This window comes from Alteromonas sp. AO-Serp (assembly GCF_017849675.1).
Lineage (GTDB): Bacteria > Pseudomonadota > Gammaproteobacteria > Enterobacterales > Alteromonadaceae > Alteromonas > Alteromonas macleodii.
Map to the genome: position 1 here is coordinate 1 of NZ_JAFLMX010000089.1, position 4,295 is coordinate 4,295.

The 4,295-nt window shown below is 45.2% G+C and carries 4 protein-coding genes; all 4 read right to left on the reverse strand.

All coding sequences use genetic code 11. The features are described 5' to 3' along the window. Window positions 1–194 precede the first annotated feature (194 nt). Window positions 195–1,400 (reverse strand): M24 family metallopeptidase, encoded by a 1,206-nt coding sequence (locus tag QVA83_RS07245; protein ID WP_287498288.1) that lies wholly within the window; start codon window positions 1,398–1,400, stop codon window positions 195–197. Between the two features lie 197 nt (window positions 1,401–1,597). Then, on the reverse strand, window positions 1,598–2,716 hold the full coding sequence (locus tag QVA83_RS07250; protein ID WP_287498286.1) for an adenosylhomocysteinase: 1,119 nt from the start codon (window positions 2,714–2,716) through the stop codon (window positions 1,598–1,600). A gap of 67 nt (window positions 2,717–2,783) precedes the next feature. Beyond that, window positions 2,784–3,407 carry a GGDEF domain-containing protein gene (locus tag QVA83_RS07255; RefSeq protein ID WP_232363069.1) on the reverse strand — a complete coding sequence of 208 codons (624 nt, stop codon included), beginning with the start codon at window positions 3,405–3,407 and terminating at the stop codon, window positions 2,784–2,786. Beyond that, window positions 3,407–4,295, reverse strand: an 889-nt coding sequence (locus QVA83_RS07260; RefSeq protein WP_287498287.1) for a 7TMR-DISM family protein, incomplete at its 5' end; no start/stop codon positions are given. The genes QVA83_RS07260 and QVA83_RS07255, both read right to left, overlap by 1 nt.

Genomic DNA, 4,295 nt, shown 5'->3' on the forward strand with positions numbered 1-4,295 from the left:
TATAAAGCCGCAGAGAAAGGTGACTTTACGCCAATTCACGAACTTCAGAAGATACTTACTGCGCCTTATGATGAGCAATCAAAAGAGGTAGAGAATAAGTACTACCAGCTGCGCCCACTTGAATTTTTCAGTGCTGGCGGAATCGCTCACTACAGCTGCTCTTCGTAACAAAGAGCAGCTTCATTTTAGTTTACTTACAAAGAGTCAATCGATTCGCTAGGCTCAGTAAACCACACAGGGCCATCTTCGGTCATATAAAAGTGATCTTCTAAGCGAATACCGAACTCGTTTGGTACTACGATCATAGGTTCGTTACTAAAACACATACCAGATGCTAGCGAGTGAGGATTGTCTTTCACCAAATAAGGCCATTCGTGAATATCCATACCGATGCCGTGCCCGGTTCGATGGGGCAAACCTGGTAAGTTATAGTCTGGTCCTAAGCCATCTTTAGCTAAGCTGTCTCGCGCGGCTTTATCAACATCGCCACAGGGAACACCAACTTTTGCAGCGTTAAATGCAGCAAGCTGCGCGCGCTTTTCGCTTTCCCATAATGCTCGTTGCTTATCGGTTGGCTCACCAAAACAATAGGTTCTCGTGATATCAGAGAGGTAGCCATGCACCTTACAGCCAGTATCAATCAATACTAAGTCGTTCTTCTTTAGTACTTGAGGGTCTTTAACGCCGTGGGGAAACGAGGTGGCTTTTCCAAAAAGTACAATGCAAAAATAGTTACCAGCGGCCCCCACTTTCTTATGTGCATCGTTAATAAATGCTTCAACTTCAGTAGTAGTAATACCTTCATAAAGCATACTGGCAGTCGCTTTATGCACAGCAAGTGTCATGTCCATAGCGCGTTGAATAAGCGCTAGTTCATTGTTAGATTTGTGCATGCGACAGTGTGCTGTTACCTCTGCACCATTGATAATTTGCCAAGATTGGCCAAGCATCTTGTTCAAACCATCTACGATAAAAAACTGGGTCGACTCATCCACACCCAGTTTATCGCCTCCAGCGGTGTTCAGTTTTTCTAGCATAGCTATGACAAGCGCATATGGGCTCTCGTGCTCTTGCCAGCCAATTATGTCGCCTTCCACTAATTTGCGTTCGTTTAAAGAGTCGATTTCAAAGGTAGGAGCTAGATATACAAGGTCACCTTTTGCAGGCAAGAGCGCACCGACTAAACGCTCACTGGCGTACCACTGCATACCTGTAAAATACGCTAAGTTAGTACCCGCGTTTAAGTAGAGCGCACCAATGCCATTTTCCTGCATATAATGCTGCGCCTTGGCAATTCGGGCTTTGTATTCAGAGAGTTCTATGGGGCGCAGATCGCCTGTCATGTTGGCAAGGCTATCTAAAGCCTGCTGTGGTGTTTTTGTACCTATTATTTTACCCATTTTTTTCGTCCCTACACTGGCGCAAGACTGATTGCCTGTTGGAATGGTCATCAGCCCGCCTTAAATATGAATTTATTAAAACGGGCTCACTGTACAACATTCAATAGAAATGTCGAGATAAGCAGAGATGGCTAGACCTTTTGTACAGCTTGTACAGCGTACCTAAAGATAAACACTCGCTTATGACTCGCTGTGCTTCACAGTGCACTTTTCCACGCAGCCTCTGGTAGCAAGTACAAGCCTCTTTCGCTTTTTGCGCCTTCATTCACGATATAGCCGATACCCGCCGCCATAACGGCCAAAGTTACGTCGAAGGCATTGATGCTGTCACCATAGCCCGCAGTTAAGTTAAACATAGAGCCATCGGCTAGAAGATACAGTGTTTTATCGCCCAGTTTATAGGCATTTACATAAGGCATTGGCTCACTGTGAGTAGCGTTGTTTTTAAGGTAAGGCACATCAATTTCTTGGGCTACATGGCCTACATTTAAAATAAATGTTCCGTCTTTCATGTTGTCTAGATGACTCGAATTCACCACGCCATACGCACCAGTTGCAGTGGCAATAACATCAGCCTGGCTAGCCGCTTCATTTAAATCAACCACTGGCCAGCCGTCGTACTTCGCTTGAAGCGCTCTTGCTGGATCAAGTTCTGCAACTTGAACTTGTGCCCCAAACGCTTTAGCCGAGGCAGCAACGCCCTGCCCTACCAGACCATAACCAATAACAACTACTACTTGTTCGTGCAGGGTTAGATGAGTGGTTTGGAAGAAGGTTTGCCATGCGCTTAAGCCCACCATGTGCCTGTTGTGAAGGCCTTCTTTTACAGGCAAATCGTCCCAGTTAAAGATGGGGTAATTGGGCGCCATACCGTTTAGTCGGTTAATGCCTGATCCCGTTGCTTCTAACCCCGATATAATGCTAGGGACTGGCTTGTTTGCTTTTACGTTTTCATGCAGTCGGGTAGTGAGGTCCGCGCCCATTTCACATAAATGGGTAGGCTGCCACGCCAGTGCTTTATCGAATGATTCAGACCAGTCAGCATCGCTCATATCACGCCATGCGTGGGCTGTTGCCCCTTTATCAACTAAGTAAGAAACCACATCGTCTTGCACCGTGGTAGGGTTGCAGGTAGTAAGGAATATATCGCAGCCACGTGACAGCAGCCCTTCAACTAAAGGCGCCATCTTTAAGTCTAGGTGCATGTTACAAGCAAGTTTTACGTTAGACAGGTCAGGTAAAGAAGCGATAGCGTGGCGAGTGCGCGGCATATGCAGGCTGGCCCACGTCAACTCTGCTTGAAAATCTTTGTACATGAGAGACTTACCTAGAAAAAAAGAAAACAGAATAATACGTGAGATTTCTGTTTTTATAAATCAGCGATTACTCTTTCCTCTCATTCCAAAGCACAACTTTATTTCGCCCTTGGGCTTTGGCTAAGTAGAGCGCTTGATCAGCCTCTTTTATCAAAACGTTTAGATCATCTTCTCCCGGGTACGAGCCAGAAACGCCAATACTCACCGTCACCCTAACCAACTTATTAATATCATGGCTAAATAGATGTAGCCTTAAGTTCTCTGCAATTTGCTTGGCGTAATTAGCCCGGGTATTGGGTAAAAACACCAAAAATTCCTCACCGCCCCAGCGAAAGGTTATATCCGACCCTCTCACTTGGCCCTTTATCTCTTTAGCCACGTTTTGCAGCACTTTATCGCCCATATCGTGGCCAAATTTGTCGTTGATACGCTTAAGCCAGTCTAAATCGATAAGTAAAACCGACATGTGTTTATTACTGCGTTTTCCTAATTCCCAAATGGGATAGACCAAATCTTCAAATGCCCGTCGGTTGTAAAGCGAGGTGAGCGGGTCTAATCGCGCATCTCGTTCGGCACTCAAGCGTGCCTGTTGTACTTGCTTGTAATTGAAGGCCAGAGAAATCGACAGCAAAGACATTTCTAAAACCATACCAATTTCGATACCGCGAAATGCCCATTTCGAATAGCTCACTAGTCCCCACGTAGCGAGACTTGATACCGTCGCGCCCCCAGTTCCACAGAGTACCGCAGCAGAAAAAACTTAGCCAGTGTATCGCCATTTCTGTAAGCAAAAATACCGATAGCTAACATCCAAAGTGAAATTGTAGTTAGCACGACAAGTTGTGACATAACAGCGAAAGAACGGCTACCGACTAAAATAATCAATACTGCCAGCGCCCCTAACCCTCCGTAAATGTACTTCCTGTTTCGGTAAAGCTTAGGTAAGTAAAGTTGAGTGTTGAGAAACTCAATGGTCAACCGTACGGCGCTAAAAAGGTAAAAGAACATTAGCGTGGGCATAAGCCCCTGCTGAAGGAATACAGAGTCAGACCATACCCACCAAAAACCGTGCCCCGTATAGGTGAAATTAAAAGCCAGAAAAGAAAGAAGGTACAAGGAATATAGTAAATACCTTCGCTCTTTTAGGTAGCTATATAAAACCAAGTTATAAACCAAAAGAATAACCAATGAACCGTAAAGCGCACCATAGAAATAGGCGTTTTCAGTAGACTTGTCGTTGGCGATGACAGGCTGGCCTAGATAAACCGGAATGGTCATGGGGTCTTTAGATGAGAACCTGAAAACAACGATAGTTTGTTGCTGGGTAAATCGATAAAAAACGGAAGGCATTCTAGCGCGCTCGGCCCGCGCGCTGTGTATTTGGTTATCGCCCAATGTAACGTGATGCTTTCTTTCGCCGTTTTCAAAGAAATACACGTCAATATCGTCCAACCAAGCGTTGTCTATTTCTATGACTAAAGGCAAGAAAGGAAAACTTTCTGATAGATTATGGGGATCGCTCGTTACGGGTTCACCGTAGGTATTGATATCAACAGGCAAAACACCCCATATAGTGTTG

Excerpts from the sequence above, each read along its gene's own strand:
- QVA83_RS07245 (WP_287498288.1), bottom strand. The coding sequence starts at position 1,400 with ATGGGTAAAATAATAGGTACAAAAACACCACAGCAGGCTTTAGATAGC.
- QVA83_RS07250 (WP_287498286.1), bottom strand. The coding sequence starts at position 2,716 with ATGTACAAAGATTTTCAAGCAGAGTTGACGTGGGCCAGCCTGCATATG.